The organism is Bradyrhizobium sp. T-12 (genome assembly GCF_058314695.1).
Genome location: NZ_JBZFQJ010000002.1, coordinates 688,392 through 709,375, shown reverse-complemented (window position 1 = coordinate 709,375; position 20,984 = coordinate 688,392). Strand labels below are relative to the sequence as shown.

The following is a 20,984-nucleotide window of genomic DNA, read 5'->3' as shown; positions in this document are numbered from 1 at the left end:
TCAATGAGAGATACGATCATGAGCAACCCGATCACCATCGACAACGTCATTCCGCGCGCCGATATCGTCAAACGTGCGGCCCGGCTCGGTGCCGAAATCCGGAACGTCAAATTATCAGGCGATTTGTCCGACGACGTCATTCGCGCCATCAATCATGTGCTGCTGGAGCACAAGGTCACCTTCTTCCGCAACCAGGGGCATCTCGACGATGCCGAGCAGGAGCGCTTTGCTATCAGGCTCGGTAAGCTCGTGCCGCATCCGACGGTCGGTGCGACCAAGGGCACTTCATCGATCCTGGAGCTCGATTCAGGTCGTGGCGGCGGTCGTGCAGACCAGTGGCACACGGACGTCACCTTCGTCGATGCCTATCCGAAAATCTCGGTGCTGCGTGGCGTTGTGATCCCGCCATACGGCGGCGATACCGTGTGGTCGAACACGGCGGCGGCCTATCTCGACCTGCCGGCGCCGCTGCGCAAGCTTGCCGACGAGCTCTGGGCGGTCCACAGCAACGCTTACGACTACGCGGTGAAGACGCCCGCGAGCGAAGCGGATCGCAAGCATTTCGACGAGGTTTTTACCGGCACGATCTATGAGACGGAGCATCCGGTCGTGCGGGTTCATCCCGAAACCGGCGAACGCACCCTGGTGCTCGGCAACTTCGTGCAGCGCTTCGTCGGCTTGCCGAAATATGATGGCCAGAAGCTGTTCGAGCTTTTCCAGTCCCACATCACCGCGCCCGAGAACACCGTACGCTGGACCTGGCAGGCCGGTGACCTCGCGATCTGGGACAACCGGGCAACCCAGCACTACGCCGTCAACGATTATGGCGATCAGCACCGCGTCGTCCGCCGCGCCACCATCGATGGGGAAGTGCCTGTCAGCGTCGACGGTCGTCACAGCGTGACGCGCGTCAAGGCGCCGAAGGCGCAGGCGCCCAAGGCCGCTTGATCTCCAACACTTGACCGGGTTTGACACATGAACTCTCTGTTTCAATTTTTTCAAGCGCGGCATCGTGCTGCACGGAGCGCCGCACGGCGGCTGCTTGTCAGCGCGCTGGCATTGGGCCTTGCCGCTCCCGCCTTCGCCGAGCCGCCGCTCGACAAGAGCGAGATCCGGTATCAGGGCTGGGCGGGGCAGGTGACCTTCATCGAGCTCGCCGACGACCTCGGCTATCTGGCGCCCCTGAAGCTGAAATGGGTCGGCAACACCATCAGCGGCCCACAGGACATCCAGACCGTGGTGACCGGGGATATCGACATCGGCGGGGCTTTCTACGGCGCGATCCTCAAGCTGATCGCGGCAAAGGCGCCCATCAAGGCCGTGGTCGGCTATTACGGCTCGGACGCCAACACCTATAACGGCTACTTCGTCAGGGACGACAGCCCAATCAAGACCGCGCGCGACCTGATCGGCAAGAAGGTCGCCGTCAATACGCTCGGTGCCCATCTGGAATTTGTGCTCCGCGAATATCTCGCCCGCAACGGCTTGACATCAGCGGAAGCCAAGCAGGTGACGCTGGTCGCGATCCCGCCGGTCAGCGGTGAACAGGCCTTACGCCAGGGCCAGGTCGAAGTGAGCACCCTTAGCGGCGTGCTGCGCGACAAGGCACTGGAGCGTGGCGGCATCCACTCGCTGTTCAACGACACCGGTCTGTTCGGCAATTTCACCGGCGGCTCCTACGTCCTGCGCGACAAGTTCATCAAGGACAATCCGGAGGCCTCACGCAAGCTGATCGAGGGCATTTCGCGCGCCATCGCTTGGGCGCAGTCGACGCCGCCCGAGGAGGTGCGCGCGCGCTTCGGGCGCATCATCGCGGAGCGCAAACGTAATGAGGACGCGACGCCGATCAAATACTGGAAGAGCACGGGCGTCGCGAGCAAAGGCGGGGTGATCTCGGATGCCGAGATCCAGGTGTGGATCGACTGGCTGGAGAAGGACGGTCTGTTCAAGCCGGGCCAGGTCAAGGCCTCCGAGACCTACACCAACGCCTTCAACTATTTCCGTCCCGGCAAGACGGCGGAGGCCCAGTGACCCAAGCGAGCCCGATCAAAATCAGCTTCGAACACGTCCGCAAGGAATTCGTGACGCGCGGCGAGGGAGGCGGCCCGTTGGGCCGTTTCACCGCCCTCGAGGACATCACGCTCGATGTTCGCACTGGTGAGTTCCTGGCCCTGGTCGGTCCCAGCGGCTGCGGGAAATCGACCCTGCTCGATCTGTTGGGTGGGCTGACGACGCCGACCAGCGGCCGCATCCTGCTCGACGGGCGGCAGATCAAAGGGCCCGGCCGCGACCGCGGCATCGTGTTCCAGCAATACGCGCTGTTTCCCTGGCGCACCGCCCTGGAGAATGTCGAGTTCGGGCTCGACATCGCCGGGCTGAAGGCCGCGCAGCGACGCGAGATCGCGCGGCATTTCCTCGACCTCGTTGGCCTGTCCGGATTTGCCAGCCGCTATCCGCACGAGCTCTCCGGCGGCATGAAGCAGCGCGTCGCGATTGCCCGCAGTCTTGCTTACGATCCCGAGGTGCTGCTGATGGACGAGCCGTTTGCCGCGTTGGATGCCCAGACGCGCGAGACGCTCCAGACCGAGCTGCTGCGGATCTGGCGCGCCACCGGCAAGACCATCGTCTTTATCACCCATGGCATAGACGAGGCCGTAGCGCTTGGCCAACGCGTGGCCGTGATGACCTCGCGCCCGGGCCGGATCAAGCAAATCTTCGACATTCCGGCCTCGCTGCGCAGCGAAGATGAGGACGTGCGTTCGCTGCCGGAGTTCGGTCAGGTCAGGCACGAGATATGGAGCCTGCTCCGGGAAGAGGTGCAGAAGGCGCAGCAGGGACAATCGAGCCGCCCCGCCGATGTCCGTCGCGGCAACAGTGACGTGAAGGAGATCGCGCATGTCTAGCCTTGAAACGCTGACGCTGCTGGAGCTCGCGCATGGGCGTCCGAACGCGTTGTCAGGCGGAGATCGCGCATCCCCACGGATCGCCGGCCGGCTTCATGCTGCCCTGCGCGCGCTCGGCGCATTGGGGCATCGCTCGCTGCTGCTCATCGTGCTGCTGTCGGTGTGGGAGGTTGCCCCGCGACTTGGGGTGGTCGATCCGGTATTCCTGCCGCCGTTCTCCGAGGTGATTGCCGCCGGCTGGCAGCTCGCACAGAGCGGCGAGCTCTATGACGACGTGTCAGCAAGCCTGCTGCGTGCCTTGAGCGGGTTTCTGATCTCGGTTGCCTTGATCGTTCCGCTTGGCCTTCTCGTCGGCTGGTACGCGCGGCTCGGCAATCTCCTGAACCAGTTCATCGAAATCTGCCGTAACACCGCGCCGCTGGCGCTGCTGCCGGTCTTCATCCTGCTGCTCGGCATCGGCGAGATGTCGAAGATCACGATGGTAATCTACAGTTGCGCCTGGCCGCTGCTGCTCAACACGATCGCCGCCGTCAAGCAGGTCGATCCGCTCCTGATCAAGTCGGCGCGCACCATGGGCGCGAGCCCGCAGCAATTGTTCCGCAAGGTCATTCTTCCGGCAGCGCTTCCGACCATCTTCGTCGGCATTCGCCTCGCCAGCGCCTCTGCCATGCTGGTGCTGGTCGCCTCCGAGATGGTCGGGGCGAAGGCGGGGCTCGGCTATCTCATCATCAACAGCCAGTACAGCTTCCTGATCCCGCAGATGTATTTCGGCATCCTGGGCATCACTGTGATCGGGCTGGCGTTCAACGCTGTGCTCGAGGTGATCGAGCGGCGCTTCATGCGCTGGAAGGCGCCGGTTTCGGCGTGAGCGCGCCAATTGTAATGGTTCGAACTTGGGGACGTGTTCAATGACCAACCAAATCCATCGCGCCGAGCGTAGGTCCGCACCTTCAGGATCGGTCGAATATGATGCAGACGTGCTGGTGCTGGGTGGCGGGCCCGCGGGCACCTGGGCAGCGGTAAGCGCGGCCGAACGCGGCGCGCGTGTTGTTCTCGCCGATAAGGGCTTTTGCGGCACCTCGGGCTCGACCGCGGCGGCGGGAACCGGCGTCTGGTACGTCGATCCCACGCCGACTGACCGCGAGGCGTCGATGGCGAGCCGCGAGAAGCTCGGCGGATATCTTCAGGACCGCCGCTGGATGGTCCGCACGCTCGATCTCACTTTTCAGCAGAGCAATCGCCTCGCCGAATGGGGCTATCCCTATCCCGTGGATGACCACGGCAAGTCGCAGCGCAACTCGCTGCAAGGCCCCGAATATATGCGCTTGATGCGCAAGCGGACCAAGCAGGCCGGCGTCACCGTCCTCGATCACAGCCCGGCGCTGGAATTATTGCTCGACGAGGCCGGGGCGGTTGCGGGCGCGAGCGGCCTGCGTCGCCAGAAGCAGGATCGCTGGACCGTGCGCGCCAAAGCGGTGGTGATTGCGACCGGCGGCTGTGCGTTTCTGAGCAAGACGCTAGGTTCGAACGTGCTCACCGGTGACGGCTATCTCATGGCCGCCGAAGCCGGCGCCGAATTCAGCAGCATGGAGTTTTCCAATCCCTACGCGATCTCGCCGGCGTTCGGCTCGGTCACCAAGACGCTGTTCTATGGCTGGGCCAACTTCACCTATGAAGACGGCAGCTGGTGCTGCATCCAAAGGCGGTCGTTCCGCGATTGCCCGAGCCCTGCTTCGGGGGGCCGGTCTATGCGCGGCTCGACAAGGCCGACGCGGACGTCCAGCTGCACATGCGGGCCTCGCAACCGAATTTCTTCCTGCCCTTCGACCGCACCGGAATCGATCCGTTCAAGGATCGTTTTCCGGTTACGCTGCGACTGGAAGGCACCGTGCGTGGCACCGGCGGCCTTCGCATCGTCGACGAGACCTGCGCAACCACCGTCCCCGGGCTCTATGCCGCCGGAGATGCGGCGACGCGCGAATTGATCTGCGGTGGCTTCACCGGCGGCGGCAGCCACAACGCCGCCTGGGCGATGACGTCGGGGACGCTGGCCGGGCAGGGCGCCGCGGACTACGCGCGGCAAGCCGCTGACGGTCGAGAGCTGTCCTCGGCTGGAACGGTCGGCCTCCGGAGCCGGTCGCGGCGCGCATTCGAGCCGGCCGCGCTGGCGCGAGCCGTCCAGGACGAGGTCTTCCCCTATGAGCTGAATTATTTCCGCGAGGCCTCACGGCTCGGTGGTGCGCTGGCGCGCCTCGATGCCGCCTGGCGCGATGTCTCGGAAGCAGGCGCTGCCGGCGCGGCCGAATTGCTCCGCACGCGTGAAAGCGCGGCGATGCTGGCCACAGCGCGATGGATGTACCGCAGCGCACTGGCGCGTCAGGAAAGCCGCGGCATGCATCGTCGTGACGATTTCCCCGAGCAGGACCATCGGCAGCGCCACTACCTGACATCGGGCGGCCTTGACGAAGTCTGGACCGCCGTCCGGCCCCATGCCGAGGCGGCTTACGCGGAGGCTGCGGAATGATCGAGGTCATCGATAGCGAGCGCTGCACCTCTTGCGACATTTGTGTCGCGGTATGTCCGACCAACGTATTCGACAAAACGGACGGGCTTCCGGTGATCGCGCGGCAGAGCGATTGCCAGACCTGCTTCCTCTGCGAGCTCTATTGTCCTGAGGACGCGCTCTACGTCTCCCCTTTTGCCGATGAGACAGAGCGGGTCGATCTTGTCACCGTCAAGGAGGCCGGGGTGATGGGCAGCTATCGCCGTGCCGTCGGCTGGACCGACGAGACGAGCAATCGGCGCAACGCTGATCGCAGCTACCTCCTCTTTGTGCATTGAGGACAGTGCATGCATTCGCTCCCGCTCCGCCATCAATGCGACTAACGTTGCGGCGTAGGTGCGTAACGCGATGGAGGCAACTTCGCTGGGATCGACGCATAGATCTGATAGAAACCGTCAATGACGGTCTACTCGCAACTCAAGAATTTCATATCCAGCGCCGGGCGAGGCTCGCCTGACCCCACAGTCCGCGCGCAGGGACTTCATCGAATTCAAATAACCAGTGGGAAGGAAGCGTCTCTCACTCTATTCTGTCAGAAACCCCGGCTATTCAAGCCTTAGAGCTCCTTGTAGATCGGGATCGTCTCGGTATGTGCATCGATGACTTCGATGACTTGTCGTTGCAGCGGGAGTTCTGTCTTGCGCTCCTTCCAAAGTTTCTTGAAGCGCTGCACCGTTTCCGCAGCCGTTTCGAGCGCAAGCGTCTCCGACATCTTCGCCTTGGCAGCCAGATGCGCCAGCTCGTCCTTTGAGAATTCGGCCATCTTCTTCGTGCGCGAATAGTTCAACGCCATCTTGTCGTCCGGGATGTACGCAATAGTCGAGAGCAGATCGTAGGCGGGCGACAGGACGGGTGTCCGCCCATCAGGGTAGATCAATGACCAGTTCTTCAGGTGCATGTCGGCGTTGCCGATCAGTGTGCTGAATACGAGTCGTCGGACGAACTCGGCGAGGTCGGCCTCACCAGTCTCAATGCCGAGGACACGCGCGATGCTTCGGTAATTCGCCTTGTCGTATTTTTCATCCGGAAAGACGCCGAATACCTGAGCGAAATCCTCCATGTGGACCGGAGCATCAGCCGTGCGGTCGAACCGCTTCACGGCAAACGCCCGCCCCTCGAGTTCGCCGATTCCGTCCGGAAGACCTTTGATTGCCTCGACGTCGATCAGTTGAAGCTCGGGCACATCCATGCCGATGTCCTTCGCCAGGGTCATCATGGAGTATTCGTTCTCAGGCACGCCGATATACTGATGTGACGGTAGCTTGACGATCCATGAACCGCCGACACCTTCGACCGGAATAGTGAGTCCGCCCTTCTTGGGATCATTCTTGAGCGCGGAGAACTTCAGCTGCACGCCCGCAAGCGAGAAGCGCATCATGTTCTGCCGTTTATCGGGCGTAAGATTCTCCTCGACCTGGGGGGGCAGCGCGTCTCCATCGGCCGGGTGGACCGACAGGGCACCCGGAAGGTCTCGGCCCAGCATCCACAGGAGGAAGAACTCGCGCCGTTCCTTCACGCCCGCCCGTTCCGCAAGATAGCGACGAAGCGGCCCTTCCGGCAGAAGATTGGAGAAGAATGGCGCGAGAACTTGTTGATACGGTTTGAACGAGGTGAGCAGATTCCCGAACGAGTCCTTGAAAGACAGGCTCAAGGTGGAACGGTGGGCGTCATCGATGTAGGTCTGATTGAAGGCGAGCAGCGAACGATCGCCCTGCACGAGTGTGAGAGTCGCGATCGGGGTATCGTGCAGGTGGACATTTAGAACGGATACGTCAGGCATCGTCGTCCTCATCGTCGAGAGCGTAGGCGGGGCGAGGGGCTTCTTCGGGATGAGCGACCCTGTTGCGTACACCCTGTAACGCGCCTGCAGAATCTTCCAGCAGAGCCCTGGGTATAGGTTCGACGCTATAGGGACGCAGGCTCTCGACGATATCTGAGACAAGTGCCAGGTCGGTTTTTGAAAGATGGACCTGTTTCAGAAAGCGAAAATATTCGGCGATGCGGTCGAGGGTGGCTGAACTGCCATAGCGTTTCCTTTGACCAGAGACGATGCGTTCGGCCTTGCTGAAGACATCCGACGATCCTTGTTCGGACGAGAATTCGGCAGCGTTTGATCGCAGTAAGCCCTCTATCGCGGGAAGAAGTTTCTTCGGCACAAGGACGAGCTCCAGGTCGAGCGCCCGCGCCATCTGCATGAAGCTCGACAGGCCCGGTTCGAGGCGACTGGTCTCGATTTGCGAGATGTGCGCCTGGGTCATACCCGCGCGGGCCGCCAGCGCGCGTTGGCTCATGCCCGCCTTTGCGCGCTGAGCGGAGGCGGCTTTGATGAGCTCTTCACTTTGGTAAGTCACAATATATTATCCTGATCAAATAAGTCATTCGATCTGTATTATATATCGAAACGCCGACATGTCTCAAGCTGACCGATCAGTATTGTTATCAAGCAGCCATCATGATAAGTAAAATTATCGATGAAGCGCGGACGAATTTCGCTTGCGCGCGGCCTTCGCCGGGCCGGCTCTTGACTAGGCCGCCCGGCCCAGGCCCTGCGGCGTTCCCGCCCGCGCAAGAAACTGCGAAAAACCTAGCTGCCTAGACGATCATCGCTGCCATAGCCGAGAGGCGAACGGATCCATCGTGGACCGATAACGAAAGAGACTTTGAGAGCCTCAGATCCATCAACCCGCTTTGCAAAGGCCGGAACTCATAAACACGAGGGAATTGCTTCCTTGCGAACCAAAATAAAGCCTCAGCGATCGCGGTGTGTTATGGTTTTTTGCAACAACCCAAAATATAACTAGCAAAATTAGCCTCTTAGTTTGGGTTCCATGAAGCGTAGCGATCTCAGCCGCACCATCCGGGAAACCCTAAAACGGCTTCCGCCACCCTACGATTCCCACTACGGGATCGTTCCACCGGCACCTCCAGAGGACGGCGTATTCGCCCCCGGTGCAGCGAAAGCCCTGGAAGCGGCACAAGCGGCATTCGGGACGGTCAACGCCATCCTTACCAGGCGCGAGGCGGTCAGTTCCTCGTCGATCGAAGGCACCCAGAGCACTCTCGACGAACTGCTTTCCGTCGAAGAGACGGGCGATGACGGCGCCCGCAACGAGGCACGCCAGGTCTGCAGCTACGCCGTCGCCCTCGATAGGTTTGTCCCGCGGGCCACCGAGCTTGGCTACGGCGTCTTCACTATTGATCGATCAAGGATCTCCATCGCGCGTGATGAAGGACGACCCGGATTATCAGGACGATCCCGGCGACTTCCGAACGCGCGTAGTCTGGATCGGCGGGAACAAAGACATCGCATATTCAAGTATAAATCCTCCACCCCCACCCGACGTGCCAGATTGCCTCGCTCAGGCGGTCGACTACCTCCGGAACGAGGGCATGCAGCAGATGACTCAAGGGTTCATCACGCGCATGGCCATTGCGCACGCCCATTTCGAAGCGGTACACCCCTTTCGCGCCGGCAACGGTCGCGTGGGTCGTCTCCTCCTCCCGCTCATGATGGCGGCGGAGAAGCGTGTACCGCTGTACCTTTCTCCCTACATCGAAAGCAAGAAGGGCACGTACTACGCATCCCTCAAGAACGCCCAGCAGCGGCTCGACTGGGAGCCGATCATCACGTTCATGGCCGACGCCGTGACCGCCACCGTTGAAGAGCTCATCCGCACCCGGCAGGCGCTGTCGGAGTTGTCCGAACGCTGGAGGGGTCGCCGGAAATTCCGTAAGGGTTTCTGCGGCTCTTCGGGCGCTGGACGAGCTTCACAACTATCCGGTCGTGACGGCGAAACGGCTCCGCGAACTTCTCGACATCTCTACCGCCCAGATCAACCAGGGCATCGCGCAGCTGGAAGAGGTGGGCATCCTACGGGAGCGGACCGGCTACGCGCGCAACCGCGTACGCCGCCTCGGAGGCGCTTGCCATCATCAACCGCCCGTTCGGCGAAGAGCCGGTTCTCGCAAACGTCAGTCCCGAGGTCGGTCCTGACAAGATCTCGGTCGGCCCCAAGGGGCCATAGAGCGAATTCCGGAAGATGGCTGCGGCTCAGAATCGAAGAGGCGCTCCGGCTGCTTCATCGAAATAAATCCGTTCTCTTATGCCGGTATTGGCGGATGAAAAATTTAGAACTGGCAAATTTGGAACTATGGGCAGGCAAACTATGCCGCGAGAGCTAAGCGGATCGTCCAGGTGGTCCACGGCCATGGATGCTCGCGTCATGTTCAACCGCGGCCTTCTTCGCATCCGTCGCAACTGGCCGACCACTGTCCACGCCGCCGGCCTTTATTCGGTATTGGCTATCCGTTGAGCCTACGGCTGGCCGTCTGACAACGAAATCGGCCCCCGCAACCGAATTGCTGCCGGAGCCGGAATTCACCTCGTCCAAATGCTTTCGCCATCAAACTGCAATCCCACGCCTCGTTCCATCGAACGTGGCTCACGGTGCTGTCGACGCAGATCAAGGCGCGCAGGCTCGGAGTGCCGAGGAGTCCGGGGGTGCAACGTAACAGTGCCGGGGACCACGCTCGTGCCGATCGGCAGAATTCAACCTGCGTCTCGGCATGTCGCTTTGAACAGCGTCAACATCGCATCGGCCCACATAGCGGTGCCCATTCCGCAATGCGTCCGTCTGATCGTATTGCGGTCTTTTTCGAATGAACTCAGAGCCTTGATTTAGGCTGCTTCTCCTATGAGTCTCTTCGCGGCCTGAGTTAGGAGGCCCGATCTCGTAAAGCCGTGCGCTTCAGCATATTTGTCGATCTGATTCAGAACGTCCTCAGGAAGGGTGACATTCACACGTATAGCCTTTGGTTGTTCGGGTTTGACCGACACCAAAATAGCTACCCCAGTTCGATGATCAGGATCTGCCATAACATCCTCTAGAGTAGAGGGCTCCGGAATGGCTTCTCCATCTTCAGCAAGACCCTCGATATGAAGGGTGAGGGCTTCCTCTGCCATAGCACGAGCGTCATCAAGGCTTTTGCCTGCCGTGATCACTCCGGGGAAGTCTGGAAATGAGACGCCGAAATCGCTGTCGGCATCCTTATGGATAAGACCAATATAGTTACGCATGGCGCTTACCTCAGTTTGAGACCTGACTGCTTTTCAATACTCTTCAGTGTCCCGAGTGGGACATCCCGTTCGGGGTGCGGAACAATTACGCGACCCTTCTTGAATGGATGTTTGAACTGCACATGGCTGCCTTTCCGGCCCACCTCAAACCATCCATCCCCTTGAAGGATCGAGATAATTTCCCGGCTTTTCATAGTGTGTATTTATACACACTATGTGTAGACTGTCAACCCAATGGTAACCGGTATGAGCTCCCACGTCTGCAGTGATCAGCCTGTGCGAGCGTAGCGGGTCGGCATCCAGTACTGACGCATGGCCTCGACGACGTCCGGAATGTCGGCATGGGCGTTGCGCAGGAATTCCTCGGTCTCGCGGCCTTTCCTTGGTGGTCCAAGCAGTGGACGCCCTTGATCGTCGACGCAATGCAGCAGGATGGGCAGGAGCAAGCCGTGGTGTATGTTGCTGACGTCGAGCAGTGGGCCCCAGGCTGATAGTCGCAACCGCATGGCGGCATGGAATCCCTGACACCACGGCCGCGCATCAACGTCGCCATTCGGCTTGCGGCCATGGACCGGTGCGAACCGATGTGGTGCGGTGGAAAGAACATTACTGATGTCGTTGTGGCGCAGCGCGACGGCCGAAATCGCGGCGAACTCCGGCGTGCCGCCATGGTTGAATGCGTCGGCGTCGATGGCGAGCAGCGGACAGATCCAGTCGAGCGGACTCATCGACACCGGCCCGGCCACGATCGCGGCGACATAGCCGTCGAGCATGGGAAGACTGGTGGCGACGGGATGCTGCTCGGCACGAGCCTGTAGCCAAGGCTCAAGTTCGTCGAGCGGCATCGCGGCTGCCGCCATCGATGATGAAGATGATGAACGGCGGCGGCGGGTCATGCGGCCACCCGTGCGCTGAGCTCGCGGGTCGCCTTCCAGTTCCAGGGGAGAAGTTCGTGCAGCTGGTGGCTCTTGGTCTGACCGGAGACGATGCGCTCCAGCACATCGGCCAGATAGGCCTGCGGATCGAGTTCGTGGAGCTTTGCCGTATTGACCAGCGACGCAAGGATTGCCCAGCTCTCGGCGCCGCCCTCGCTGCCGCTGAACAATGAGTTACGGCGCCCCATCGCAATCGGGCGCATTGAACGCTCGACGGTGTTGCTGTCGACCTCGACGCGGCCATCGCGGAGAAATAGCGTCAGTCCGTCCCAGTGATTGAGCGTATAGTTGATGGCCTCCACTAGCTTCGATTGGGAGAACAGGTGGTCGAGCATCGAGGTCAGTCGCGCCTTCAGCACCTCCATCAGCGGTGCGGACCTGGTGCGGCGGGCGGCAAGCCGCTGTTCGGCGCTCAAGCCACGGATCTCGGCCTCGATGGCGTAGACCGCTTGCAGGCGCTCGATCACTTCGTGAGCGAACGGCGACTGCATCGTCTTGTACACCTCGACGAATTTGCGTCGGGCATGCGCGAGACAAAAAGCCAGCTGGATCGCCCCGCCTTGACCGCGGGCAAGCGCTTTGTAGGCGGCATAGCCATCCACCTGCAGAATGCCGGAGAAGCCGGCCAATTGCCCGGCGATCTCCTCGGTGCCGCGGCCATCCGCAAACACATAGGCGACCGCCGGCGGCGATGGGCCACCCCATGGGCGATCATCCATCGCATGCGCCCAGAACTGGCAGATACGAGTGCGATGTCGTCCGGGATCGAGCACCGGCATCGGCGTCTCGTCGCAGAACAGCCGCGGCGAAGCCTGGATCGTCCGCAGCTGAAGCTCATAAAGACTCTTAAGCCACCATGCCGCACGCTTCACCCAGCCGGCGAGCGTCGCGCGGTCGAGATGAAGGCCCTGACCGGCCAGGATCTGCACCTGGCGGTACAGCGGCAGATACCAGGCGAACTTCGAGATCACCACGTGAGCCACGAGTGCCGTCGATGCCATGCCGCTGTCGATCAGACGCGGCAGCACCTTCGCCTGCACCACGCCGTCGGTGCAGCCGCGGCAGGCGTATTTGGGACGAATCGTGCGCAGTACCCGCAGGATCGCCGGGATCACGTCCAGTACCTCGCTCACATCCTCGCCGATCCGGTGCAGAAGGCCCTGGCAGCACGGGCACGCTGTCGTGTCTGGCTCGAGCACCTGCTCGCAGCGAGGCAAATGCTTGGGTAGCGCGCCGATGTTGCGCCTCGCCTTCTTGCGCGGCTTCCCAGCCGGCTTCGTCGCAGGCAAATCGTCGTTGGCTGGCGCAGGTGATGTGACGCCAGTCGCGAGATCGTCCAGTTCGAGCGCGAGCTGCTCGGCCACGATCGCCGCCAGCCGCTCTGAGCGCTTGCCGAAGATCATCTCCTTCAGCGTCTGCATCGCCACACGTAGCTTCTCGTTCTCGGCGTCAAGCGCGAGCACCATCTCGGCCAGAGCCGCTGCATCGGTCGGAAGAGCTTCGGGACGAATCGCCATGATCGAACGATATATCCGCCCATCACAGGCTCCAGCAAAATCTTCGCCTCTCAGCCGACAACGGCCGGCTGCTTCACAGGCTTGTGTGAAACACGCGTCCACTCAAGTCCGTCGAGCAGCATCGCGAGTTGTGTCGCACTCAGATGCACCACGCCGTCGCGGACCGGCGGCCAGGTGAAGTGTCCCTGGTGCAGCCACTTCGTCACCAGCACCATGCCGCTACCATCCCATGCCAGAAGCTTCACTCTGTCCGCGCGCTTGCTGCGGAACACGAAGATGTCGCCGCAATACGAGGTTCGCGTGCAACGCTTCGCTCACCAGCGCCGACAGCGTGTGCACCGACTTGCGAAAGTCGACTGGCTGTGCCGCCAGCACCACCTTGAGGTCAGACCGTAATGCAATCAACGGATGCCCCGAAGCGCCGATAGCACTGTCGAAAGCGTCGCCAGCTCCACTCCGGGCTCGACCCGGATGCGTGCCCCGCCCAGCTCGATCTCGATCATTCCGCCAAGCTTGCCTGGAGCCGATGCCATCTGCGGCGGCACCTTATGCGCGCACGCTAACCGGTCCGACTCGTCTGCCGTCGCCGGACCGCTCTCGGAAGCGATCCGGACCGGCACGAAGCCTGGCGCCTGAAAGCTCACTGCCGTCGCGAACTTGCGCCGCCACACCGTCAGCAACCCACGGACAACGCCATGGCGCCGAGCGACCTCGGAAATATTGGCCCCTTCCTCGAAGCTCTCGGCCACGATCCGAGCCTTCTCTTCAGCCGTCCAGCGCCGTCGTCGACGCTGCCCTGTGATCACCTCGATCCGACGATAGGAGCCGCTTTCCTGCCTGGCATCAAGCCTGGCTTCATGCATGGCATCTGCCATAGCCCACCTCCAAAAAACAGTTCATGCCAGGCTGTATCGCAGCTCATTCGCGCGATGCCCAGGTGGGGGGCTCATGCCGGTTACACCCAATGTTGACCCCAGGGTTCCGCCTTCGATACCGGAATTTCTGAGGCGGCGGTAACAGGACCGAATCTGCAGCGGGCTGGCGTGTGGCTCTAAGCGGTTGGCTGATACAGTGTTGGAAACCAACGATCGACAACCGCAGTTGGGAAGCCGAGCTTCACCGGCGAGCGTGTTGTGGACGAGACGAGGTAACCCTTTTCAATAAGGGAGTTGAGCACCGCCCGCGCCTGGCGCTCTTTGTAGCCGGTGAGGCCGCGCGCAGGGCCCCGAGCATATTCGCCCGCCATGACCGCTTCGCGCAGCAAAGGCCATGAACCCTTTGGAAGGCGCTTTGCACGCGTCTCCTCCTCGGTCCAAATCTCCATCCGCCTCAGTAATTCTTCCGGCTCCAAAAGCCCGGCCATGAAGTTGACCTGGTCAACACAGGTGGCCAGGAAGAATTTGCAGAAATCAAGAAGCCCTGCCATCGTAAGATTGCCTCGGCTATCGAGGTCGCCGCGACGCGGCTCGTCAGCAGCCTGCAGATAGGCGTGGTATTCCTCGTGAAGCCAAGTCAGTCGATTACCTCCACGCTTTCCTATTCGATCGCATCAAAGTCGATCGCCCCTTCGTCGCGGAGCTTGGAACCAACCAGCGCTCCGACGCGATCATGCGTGCCATCGTGAGCAGGACCAGGAGTCTTGGAATACCGCTGCTGGCCGAGGGTATCGAAACGGAGCAGCAATGGTCGTGGTTGCCCAAACTCGGCTGCAACGCAGCACAAGGCTATTTGATCGGTAGGCTAAAACTGCCACACGCCGTTTTGTCCCACATGATGAGTGGCAGGTCACGTCGACGAAAGATGGGGCTTGGGCACTCCGTGTAATGCACATTGTAGCATACCGTTCGGGACCGTGAAGATCATGAAGTCTGCTTGATTTGCCGATGACAGCAGATCTTTCTGGTCGCTTTCCGTGACGCGCCTTTTCTTATCATTTTTCGAAATAATTTCGATCGGGAAGTGGGCATTGCGACGACGGCGCCGGAAGGCGCGCGACCAAAAAATTCGACGGTTGCGGGCGAGGGGGCCAGACGGCTTGGCCGGCAGGTCACTACACCCCGAAACACGCCAGTTGGCTCATCATGGTCGAGTGCGAGATCAGCGTGTTTCAGCGCCAGTGTCTTGGCCGCCGCATCGACGACCCCAAAAGGTCCCGAAACGAGATCGCAGCATGGCAAAGCCGGCGAAGCAAAACTCGAGCTCGCATCAAGTGGATGTTCGCAACCTGACAAAGCACGCGCCAAACTCGGCCGCGCCTATCCAGCCACCGCAAAGAGTCAAAATCACTGAGCTGAACCACTAGGTGCTCGCGCATTTTAGTCGTTCCAAAAAACGTTAGGGTGATCCCGCTCAAATTTCGGAGTTTCAGTCGTTTCCGACACCGATAAGCCGGGCTAGTAAGAGCAATAACCAGAAGGCACCGTTCATTCGAACACTCCCTTCTTCTCTACGCCGAAACGACGCACTCCATCCTGCTTCGATCCGTCGCGGAACGAGGAGCGGAGCTCCTCGCCGGGGGCGCTCGGGAACGGCATGCATGCCTATCTGTAGGTTCAATCCTAATTCGGACTCCGTAACGATGAATTAGGACACCGCGGTTAGGCGGAGATCGTCGGGTGCTTCCTCAGTCCCACCCGACACAGCTTAAATGCGTATATCGGAAAAGGGAGGTCCCGGCGGCAAACCGGGGCTTTTTCGTTTGGCTCAAGGCGGTAAACACAAAAAGGCAAAAACGCCGCCCGCTTGAAAAACCGATGCGAGCGGCGTTTAGCCAGCCAAGGGAAGGTGATGCAAAATCCCAGCGAGCACTAGTATGCACAGACTGTAACACGATTTTGTGTCGGGGAAAGGGACACCCGCCAGACGAGTACCTGCTATCTCGCAGCAGGGTATTGTGTGTGAGCAGACTTGGTGGAGACGCACGCATTGCTAAGCGCTCATGTCACGGCATGCACAACGTCATATTCTGGCCGCCGCCAAAGCTCCCGCGTAAATACCCGCTCGATCACCTCGATTGCTCTCATCACTTCGGCCTTGCCGATATAAAGCGGGGTGATACCGAACCGCATGATGTCGGGCGCCCGAAAGTCGCCGATCACGCCATGGGCAATCAGGGCTTGCATCGCTGCGTAGCCCCTTTCAAATGCGAACGAAACCTGTGAGCCTCGCTCTTCATGCGAGCGCGGCGTCACCAGCCTGAGCTGCGGGCAGAGACGCTCGACTTCGCCAATCAGCAGATCGGCGAGCTCGAGCGAGCGAGCGCGGACTTCATGCATGTCGATGCGGTCCCAGATATCGAGCGAGGCTTCCAGCGCTGCCATAGCGAGCACGGGCGGAGTGCCGATCCTCATGCGCTCAATGCCAACTGCTGGTGCATAGCCGAGATCGAAGGCGAAGGGCTTGGCGTGGCCCATCCAGCCCGACAGAGCAGGCCGCGCGTGATCAGCATGGCGCGGCGCAATGTAGAGAAACGCCGGCGCCCCAGGGCCGCCGTTGAGATACTTGTAGGTGCATCCGGCCGCGAAGTCGGCGCCAACGCGTGCGAGATCGACGGGCAACGCGCCGGTAGAATGTGCGAGGTCCCAGACAGTGACGATGCCCAGTGCGTGGGCTCTTGCGGTGAGCTCGGCCATGTTATGACGCCGCCCCGTGCGATAGTCCACCTCCGTGATATAGAGCACCGCGATTTCCTCGGACAGCGATTCCTCTATCTCCTCAGGCCGAACGAGCCGCAATTGGTGCCCGCGTCCCAAGGTCGCGATCAAGCCTTCGGCCATATAAAGATCGGTCGGGAAATTGCCGGTATCCGACAACACGATTTTGCGATCACGATTCATCTCGAGCGCGGCGGAGAGCGCCTGATAGACCTTCAACGACAGCGTATCGCCAACGGTGACAGACCCAGTTTCAGCGCCAATAAGCCGTGCAATCCGATCACCCAGCTTGCGCGGCTGCACATACCAGCCGGCAGTATTCCAGGCGCGGATCAGCTCGACGCCCCACTGCTGCTGGATGACGCGGCCCATTCGATCAGCCGTGCTAAGCGGCAGCGGACCAAGCGAATTGCCATCCAGATATGTCACACCGTCCGGAATGTTGAACAGCGGCTTTGTCTGTTCGTAAACGCGCAATCTGTTTTCTGTAGTGCTCATAGGACCGTTCGGACGCGCCAGAGTTCCGGGAATAGTTCGACCTCCAGCATTCGCTTGAGATAGCTGACGCCGCCGGTGCCTCCCGTACCTCGTTTGAAGCCGATGATGCGCTCCACGGTGGTCACATGGTTAAAGCGCCAACGGCGGAAATAGTCCTCGAAGTCGACGAGCTTCTCAGCAAGCTCGTAGAGCAGCCAATGCGTTTCCGGCGCCTCATAGACACAGCGCCAGGCCTCGACCACTGCATCGTTGAGGCGATGCGTTTCACGGACATCACGTTCCAGTACGGAGCGCGGAATCGCAAGCCCCTTGCGGTTGCCGAGGCGCAGCACCTCGTCGTACAGGCTTGGGATTGTGAGCTCCCTCTCAAGAAGCCGTGTCGCCTCCGCATCATGCGCGTGCGGCTTCAGCATGGCTGGATTGCGATTGCCCAAAACATATTCGATGAGGCGGTACTGACGGGATTGGAAGCCGGACGACTGTCCGAGCTTCGCCCGGAAATGCGTATACTCGCTTGGCGTCATCGTGCGCAGCACGTCCCATGCGCTGTTCAACTGTTCGAAGATACGTGAGACGCGCGCCAGCATTTTCATTGCCGGCGCGACGGCGTCGCGTGCAATCGCGTCGCGGGCCGCACCCAATTCATGAATGGCAAGTCGCATCCAGAGCTCCGAGGCCTGATGCTGCACAATGAACAGCATCTCATCGTGCGCATCCGACAGCGGATGCTGCGCGCTGAGAATGGTCTCCAATCGCAGATAATCGCTATAGGACATCCGCGCAGCGAAATTCGTTTCTGCGCCTTCTGCTGTTGGATCGTAGTCATTGTTGGCCATCGCGGGCGTCCTTAGTCAGACCGATCAGACAAGGGGTGAGCTCTGACCAGGGATCTCTTAGTGGGACGACTGCGCCTGCAGGGGTTGCGATTTGGCTCGACGACGAGACGACTCGGAACCTCCCGCCTGATCCGGACATCCCCCATCAGCTCGGCTTGGCAACTTAAGCTGAGACGTTCACCGCCGCCCACCCGCGCTGCGAGCGTGCCAAATTGCGCATTCATCGTCGCTGTTCCATCATCTGCCGGTCGACGATTTATGCAGATCTTTCGAACTGCGGCTGCCAACGCAAGAGGTATGATTGCAAATATTGTACAAGCAGCGCCAGCATGGTTCCGACGATCATCATTATAAAGATCGCGACCATCATTTCGCTGGCATTGGCGCGTGCCTCTGCCTCAATGATGAGCTTGCCGAGGCCACGTTCAGCGCCGATAAACTCTCCGACGATCACGCCGACAAGTGCAAACGACACTGCAGGGAGCAGAGACGCGAACACCCAGGCCAGCGCAGACGGAATGACAACGGTACGCAAGATGGTCAGCTCGCTCGCGCCCAATAGGCGGGCGGCGGCAATTTGATCTCTGTCGACCGCCCGCGTGCCTTCGAACGTATTAAAGAACACGATGAAGAACACGACGAGTGCGGCGGTCACCACCTTCGACACATCGCCAAGGCCAAACATGAGAATGATCAGTGGCACGAGCGCGATGCGTGGGATCGAATTGAACGCCAGAATGAACGGTCCAAATATGCGCGCAAGAACGTCCGAGCGTCCGAGGAGGAGGCCAACGACGATGCCGGCGGCCGAGCCGAACAGAAATCCCCACCAAGTATTCTTCAGCGTGACAAGCGTCGCTATCCAAAGATTGTTATCGGCATTCCTGAAGCAGACCAGAAAATCCGATGGGTCGTTGAGGCAGCTAAGCCGCAAGAAGCTCTGCCAGATCAATGACGGCTTCGCCACGAAATACGGGTCGAGAATCTTGGGAACATAGGCTCTTGGCAGAACTGCTTTGCTCCATTCAAAGCCCCATTGCCAAATCACAAGCAGAAAAGCGAAAATTGCGATCTGCCAGAGCACGATCACCTGACGACGGGTAGCCATGATCAATCGGCCTTGGTACGGCGAAACTCTTCGCCAAGCGAATGCCAGATGTGAGAATACAGGCGGCCGAATTCGGCCGTTTCGCGCAACCCGACTGGATCTCGCGGACGAGGAAAGGGCACCTGGAAGTCATCCTTCAGCCGTCCGGGCCTTGCGGACAGGACGATGATGCGGCTGGCCAGTGTAAGCGCCTCGCCGAGGTCGTGAGTTACGAACAGCACAGTCTGCCGTTCGCGCTCCCAGATATCGAGCAATGTCTTGTGCATTTCCAGCTTGGTATGAGTATCAAGCGCGCCGAAAGGCTCATCCATCAGGAGAATTTCAGGTTCGAGGATGAGGGTGCGCATTAAGGCCACCCGCTGACGCATCCCGCCCGAAAGCATCCGAGGAAAGCTCTGGCCGAAGCCAGTCAACCCGGCCTTTCCAATCGCATCGGCAACCCGCGCGGAACGCTCCGTCTTCGTGATACCGGAGATTTCGAGCCCGTAGCCGATATTCTGCTCGACCGTTCGCCAAGGAAATAGTGTGTCGCGCTGAAACACGTAACCGACGTTGGAATTTACCTTGCCGGTATCAACTAAGTCGCCGTCGACGAGAATTCGGCCGCCTGAATGTGGCAAGAGCCCGGCCACCATGTTGAGGATCGTGCTCTTTCCGCAGCCGGAGGGGCCGAGCAAGGCAACGAATTCGCCTTGGCGAACCTCGAATGATACATTGTCGACGGCAGCAAAATCGCCTCGACCGGCGCTGAAGCGCTTAACTAGTCCTTGCACAGCAATCCGAGTGCGACCAGCGTCCGCATTCGTCGTTTCTCGGGCAACGGCGAGGCTGGGGCCAGGCGCGGACATCACTTGTATTTTGCCTTCGCTACATTGAGAAAGCTCATATCGACAACGTCCTCGTATGCAGTCTCCGGAATTTCTGTACCCTTGCGGGACCGAATTCTGCTGCCCCGATCATAGGCGGCTTTGTCGATGTTTCCGTCATATGCCCAAGTCAATTTGTCAAAGCCAAGCTCTGCGCTAACGGCGGTGGGATCGATTCCAGAAAACCACTTGGGCGCAACCAGTGCCTGGACTTCGGCGAGCGGCGTCGTTTTGACCCACTTCATCGCCCGATAAATCGCGTTCACGAAGGCCTGTACCGTCGGCTTGTCCTGCTCGATCGTGTCCGCCAGCGTGTAGACGACCAGCACCGGAACCGTGCCCCCGAAATCTTTCTCAAACATCCCCGGTTGGGAGGTATCGTAGATCAGAGTGCCAAAGCCCTTTTTCTTGATTTCGATGATCCAACTTGGCGGTGCCATGATGGCATCAAACTGCTTGGTTTCGAGAGACGGAAACATGATCTCCTGCCCGCCGCCAGCGACCCAATTCACTTTTCCGCCAAGCCCTCGTGCTTCAAACAGATAAGTGCCATAGACCCAACTGCCCGATCCGATGGCCGTGGCCGCGATGATCGGCTTGGCCCCGTCTGGGCGCTTGTAGGCCGCTAGCTTCTCGAGCGACGTGATGCCGCTTTCATAGAGGTCTTGCCGCACAACAACATTGGCGTACGAGCACGCCATTTCAGTTGCGAGCAGAATTTTGCATGCCTTGCCGCGCGCCGTGAGTTGAAGGGGGTGACTGGCGTCACCGTGGGCGAACATCGCTTGGTCCGAAGCGAGCATCTGGCGACCGAAACTGCCCGAGTTGCCTGTAATCAGTTTCGAATTGAGTCCTTCATCCCTGAAATAGTTCTTGAGCTCGGCGATCATGCCGATGGCATAGATTGGCGTTGTGGGGCCGAAGGCGAGGGTGACCGGCTTGCCTTGAGCGCGCGACTGGCTCGGCAGCAACGAGGTGCCCGCAAATGCGGAGCCCGAAACAAGGACTCGGCGCCGTGTGATGGTCAT

At 60.3% G+C, this 20,984-nt stretch carries 20 protein-coding genes and 4 pseudogenes; 10 read left to right on the top strand and 14 right to left on the bottom strand.

Annotation, left to right across the window (positions count from 1 at the left end; genetic code table 11):
- The first annotated feature begins 18 nt into the window (after positions 1 to 18).
- The 6 genes and pseudogenes from AC0WRY_RS37650 (at position 19) to AC0WRY_RS37625 (ending at position 5,744) form a co-directional block, all read left to right on the top strand.
- Positions 19 to 948, top strand: a complete 930-nt coding sequence (locus AC0WRY_RS37650) for a TauD/TfdA dioxygenase family protein (RefSeq protein WP_128929949.1) — start codon at positions 19 to 21, stop codon at positions 946 to 948.
- A 27-nt stretch (positions 949 to 975) separates the two neighbouring features.
- On the top strand, positions 976 to 2,031 hold the full coding sequence (locus AC0WRY_RS37645; protein WP_128929950.1) for an ABC transporter substrate-binding protein: 1,056 nt from the start codon (positions 976 to 978) through the stop codon (positions 2,029 to 2,031).
- Positions 2,028 to 2,903, top strand: coding sequence for an ABC transporter ATP-binding protein (locus AC0WRY_RS37640; protein WP_206733218.1), 876 nt, complete (start codon positions 2,028 to 2,030; stop codon positions 2,901 to 2,903). The genes AC0WRY_RS37645 and AC0WRY_RS37640 overlap by 4 nt, the downstream gene beginning before the upstream one ends.
- Positions 2,896 to 3,771, top strand: a complete 876-nt coding sequence (locus tag AC0WRY_RS37635) for an ABC transporter permease (RefSeq protein WP_128929951.1) — start codon at positions 2,896 to 2,898, stop codon at positions 3,769 to 3,771. The genes AC0WRY_RS37640 and AC0WRY_RS37635 overlap by 8 nt, the downstream gene beginning before the upstream one ends.
- Before the next feature lie 40 nt (positions 3,772 to 3,811).
- Positions 3,812 to 5,427 (top strand): annotated as a pseudogene (locus AC0WRY_RS37630) (FAD-dependent oxidoreductase).
- Complete coding sequence (locus tag AC0WRY_RS37625) at positions 5,424 to 5,744, top strand: 4Fe-4S dicluster domain-containing protein (RefSeq protein WP_128929952.1); 321 nt, start codon at positions 5,424 to 5,426, stop codon at positions 5,742 to 5,744. Before AC0WRY_RS37630 ends, AC0WRY_RS37625 begins: the two are co-directional and overlap by 4 nt.
- 278 nt (positions 5,745 to 6,022) lie before the next feature.
- Here AC0WRY_RS37625 and AC0WRY_RS37620 read toward each other — a convergent pair whose 3' ends face one another.
- Positions 6,023 to 7,246, bottom strand: a complete 1,224-nt coding sequence (locus AC0WRY_RS37620) for a type II toxin-antitoxin system HipA family toxin (RefSeq protein ID WP_128929953.1) — start codon at positions 7,244 to 7,246, stop codon at positions 6,023 to 6,025.
- Entirely contained in the window at positions 7,239 to 7,757 is a 519-nt protein-coding gene (locus AC0WRY_RS37615) for a helix-turn-helix domain-containing protein (protein ID WP_249798546.1), read from the bottom strand. Before AC0WRY_RS37615 ends, AC0WRY_RS37620 begins: the two co-directional genes overlap by 8 nt.
- A 537-nt stretch (positions 7,758 to 8,294) precedes the next feature.
- On the opposite strand from AC0WRY_RS37615, the pseudogene AC0WRY_RS37610 reads away from it, so the two are divergent.
- A pseudogene (locus tag AC0WRY_RS37610) lies at positions 8,295 to 8,555 on the top strand (Fic/DOC family N-terminal domain-containing protein); the annotation flags it as partial.
- A 4-nt stretch (positions 8,556 to 8,559) separates the two neighbouring features.
- Positions 8,560 to 9,648, top strand: a complete 1,089-nt coding sequence (locus AC0WRY_RS37605) for a Fic family protein (protein WP_308421745.1) — start codon at positions 8,560 to 8,562, stop codon at positions 9,646 to 9,648.
- 496 nt (positions 9,649 to 10,144) lie between these two features.
- Here AC0WRY_RS37605 and AC0WRY_RS37600 read toward each other — a convergent pair whose 3' ends face one another.
- The 7 genes and pseudogenes from AC0WRY_RS37600 to AC0WRY_RS37570 form a co-directional block, all read right to left on the bottom strand.
- Complete coding sequence (locus tag AC0WRY_RS37600; RefSeq protein ID WP_128929955.1) at positions 10,145 to 10,543, bottom strand: type II toxin-antitoxin system HicB family antitoxin; 399 nt, start codon at positions 10,541 to 10,543, stop codon at positions 10,145 to 10,147.
- A 5-nt stretch (positions 10,544 to 10,548) separates the two neighbouring features.
- Positions 10,549 to 10,737 carry a type II toxin-antitoxin system HicA family toxin gene (locus tag AC0WRY_RS37595; RefSeq protein WP_128929956.1) on the bottom strand — a complete coding sequence of 63 codons (189 nt, stop codon included), beginning with the start codon at positions 10,735 to 10,737 and terminating at the stop codon, positions 10,549 to 10,551.
- 75 nt (positions 10,738 to 10,812) lie between these two features.
- Positions 10,813 to 11,439, bottom strand: a complete 627-nt coding sequence (locus AC0WRY_RS37590) for a UPF0149 family protein (RefSeq protein WP_232995571.1) — start codon at positions 11,437 to 11,439, stop codon at positions 10,813 to 10,815.
- Positions 11,436 to 12,995 (bottom strand): IS66 family transposase, encoded by a 1,560-nt coding sequence (tnpC, locus tag AC0WRY_RS37585; protein ID WP_128929539.1) that lies wholly within the window; start codon positions 12,993 to 12,995, stop codon positions 11,436 to 11,438. Before tnpC ends, AC0WRY_RS37590 begins: the two co-directional genes overlap by 4 nt.
- Before the next feature lie 50 nt (positions 12,996 to 13,045).
- Positions 13,046 to 13,400: pseudogene (tnpB, locus tag AC0WRY_RS37580) on the bottom strand (IS66 family insertion sequence element accessory protein TnpB).
- A complete protein-coding gene (tnpA, locus tag AC0WRY_RS37575) occupies positions 13,397 to 13,870 on the bottom strand; it encodes an IS66-like element accessory protein TnpA (protein ID WP_128929538.1) in 474 nt (157 codons plus the stop codon). The pseudogene tnpB and the gene tnpA overlap by 4 nt, the downstream one beginning before the upstream one ends.
- A gap of 176 nt (positions 13,871 to 14,046) precedes the next feature.
- Entirely contained in the window at positions 14,047 to 14,421 is a 375-nt protein-coding gene (locus tag AC0WRY_RS37570; RefSeq protein WP_188637391.1) for a hypothetical protein, read from the bottom strand.
- 68 nt (positions 14,422 to 14,489) lie between these two features.
- Here AC0WRY_RS37570 and AC0WRY_RS37565 point away from each other — a divergent pair, with 68 nt between their 5' ends.
- A complete protein-coding gene (locus tag AC0WRY_RS37565; RefSeq protein WP_128930197.1) occupies positions 14,490 to 14,819 on the top strand; it encodes an EAL domain-containing protein in 330 nt (109 codons plus the stop codon).
- A gap of 224 nt (positions 14,820 to 15,043) precedes the next feature.
- Positions 15,044 to 15,284: pseudogene (locus AC0WRY_RS37560) on the top strand (IS630 family transposase); the annotation flags it as partial.
- Between the two features lie 647 nt (positions 15,285 to 15,931).
- Here AC0WRY_RS37560 and kynU read toward each other — a convergent pair.
- The 5 genes from kynU to AC0WRY_RS37535 all read right to left on the bottom strand — a co-directional run bounded on the left by kynU (position 15,932) and on the right by AC0WRY_RS37535 (position 20,984).
- Positions 15,932 to 17,146 (bottom strand): kynureninase, encoded by a 1,215-nt coding sequence (gene kynU, locus AC0WRY_RS37555; RefSeq protein WP_128929957.1) that lies wholly within the window; start codon positions 17,144 to 17,146, stop codon positions 15,932 to 15,934.
- The gene (gene kynA / locus AC0WRY_RS37550) at positions 17,143 to 17,982 is read right to left on the bottom strand and encodes a tryptophan 2,3-dioxygenase (RefSeq protein ID WP_128929958.1); all 840 of its coding nucleotides are present in this window, start codon (positions 17,980 to 17,982) and stop codon (positions 17,143 to 17,145) included. The genes kynU and kynA overlap by 4 nt, the downstream gene beginning before the upstream one ends.
- 256 nt (positions 17,983 to 18,238) lie before the next feature.
- A complete protein-coding gene (locus tag AC0WRY_RS37545) occupies positions 18,239 to 19,090 on the bottom strand; it encodes an ABC transporter permease (RefSeq protein ID WP_128929959.1) in 852 nt (283 codons plus the stop codon).
- Positions 19,091 to 19,092: 2 nt separating this feature from the next.
- Positions 19,093 to 19,938 (bottom strand): ABC transporter ATP-binding protein, encoded by an 846-nt coding sequence (locus AC0WRY_RS37540; protein ID WP_164933581.1) that lies wholly within the window; start codon positions 19,936 to 19,938, stop codon positions 19,093 to 19,095.
- Positions 19,938 to 20,984: an ABC transporter substrate-binding protein gene (locus AC0WRY_RS37535; protein ID WP_237864943.1), complete on the bottom strand. Its 1,047-nt coding sequence runs from the start codon at positions 20,982 to 20,984 to the stop codon at positions 19,938 to 19,940. Before AC0WRY_RS37535 ends, AC0WRY_RS37540 begins: the two co-directional genes overlap by 1 nt.

Excerpts from the sequence above, each read along its gene's own strand:
- AC0WRY_RS37650 (WP_128929949.1), top strand. The coding sequence starts at position 19 with ATGAGCAACCCGATCACCATCGACAACGTCATTCCGCGCGCCGATATC.
- AC0WRY_RS37645 (WP_128929950.1), top strand. The coding sequence starts at position 976 with ATGAACTCTCTGTTTCAATTTTTTCAAGCGCGGCATCGTGCTGCACGG.
- AC0WRY_RS37635 (WP_128929951.1), top strand. The coding sequence starts at position 2,896 with ATGTCTAGCCTTGAAACGCTGACGCTGCTGGAGCTCGCGCATGGGCGT.
- AC0WRY_RS37625 (WP_128929952.1), top strand. The coding sequence starts at position 5,424 with ATGATCGAGGTCATCGATAGCGAGCGCTGCACCTCTTGCGACATTTGT.
- AC0WRY_RS37620 (WP_128929953.1), bottom strand. The coding sequence starts at position 7,246 with ATGCCTGACGTATCCGTTCTAAATGTCCACCTGCACGATACCCCGATC.
- AC0WRY_RS37615 (WP_249798546.1), bottom strand. The coding sequence starts at position 7,757 with ATGAGCCAACGCGCGCTGGCGGCCCGCGCGGGTATGACCCAGGCGCAC.
- AC0WRY_RS37605 (WP_308421745.1), top strand. The coding sequence starts at position 8,560 with ATGACGGCGCCCGCAACGAGGCACGCCAGGTCTGCAGCTACGCCGTCG.
- AC0WRY_RS37600 (WP_128929955.1), bottom strand. The coding sequence starts at position 10,543 with ATGCGTAACTATATTGGTCTTATCCATAAGGATGCCGACAGCGATTTC.
- AC0WRY_RS37595 (WP_128929956.1), bottom strand. The coding sequence starts at position 10,737 with ATGAAAAGCCGGGAAATTATCTCGATCCTTCAAGGGGATGGATGGTTT.
- AC0WRY_RS37590 (WP_232995571.1), bottom strand. The coding sequence starts at position 11,439 with ATGACCCGCCGCCGCCGTTCATCATCTTCATCATCGATGGCGGCAGCC.
- tnpC (WP_128929539.1), bottom strand. The coding sequence starts at position 12,995 with ATGGCGATTCGTCCCGAAGCTCTTCCGACCGATGCAGCGGCTCTGGCC.
- tnpA (WP_128929538.1), bottom strand. The coding sequence starts at position 13,870 with ATGGCAGATGCCATGCATGAAGCCAGGCTTGATGCCAGGCAGGAAAGC.
- AC0WRY_RS37570 (WP_188637391.1), bottom strand. The coding sequence starts at position 14,421 with ATGGCAGGGCTTCTTGATTTCTGCAAATTCTTCCTGGCCACCTGTGTT.
- kynU (WP_128929957.1), bottom strand. The coding sequence starts at position 17,146 with ATGAGCACTACAGAAAACAGATTGCGCGTTTACGAACAGACAAAGCCG.
- kynA (WP_128929958.1), bottom strand. The coding sequence starts at position 17,982 with ATGGCCAACAATGACTACGATCCAACAGCAGAAGGCGCAGAAACGAAT.
- AC0WRY_RS37545 (WP_128929959.1), bottom strand. The coding sequence starts at position 19,090 with ATGGCTACCCGTCGTCAGGTGATCGTGCTCTGGCAGATCGCAATTTTC.
- AC0WRY_RS37540 (WP_164933581.1), bottom strand. The coding sequence starts at position 19,938 with ATGTCCGCGCCTGGCCCCAGCCTCGCCGTTGCCCGAGAAACGACGAAT.
- AC0WRY_RS37535 (WP_237864943.1), bottom strand. The coding sequence starts at position 20,984 with ATGACCATCACACGGCGCCGAGTCCTTGTTTCGGGCTCCGCATTTGCG.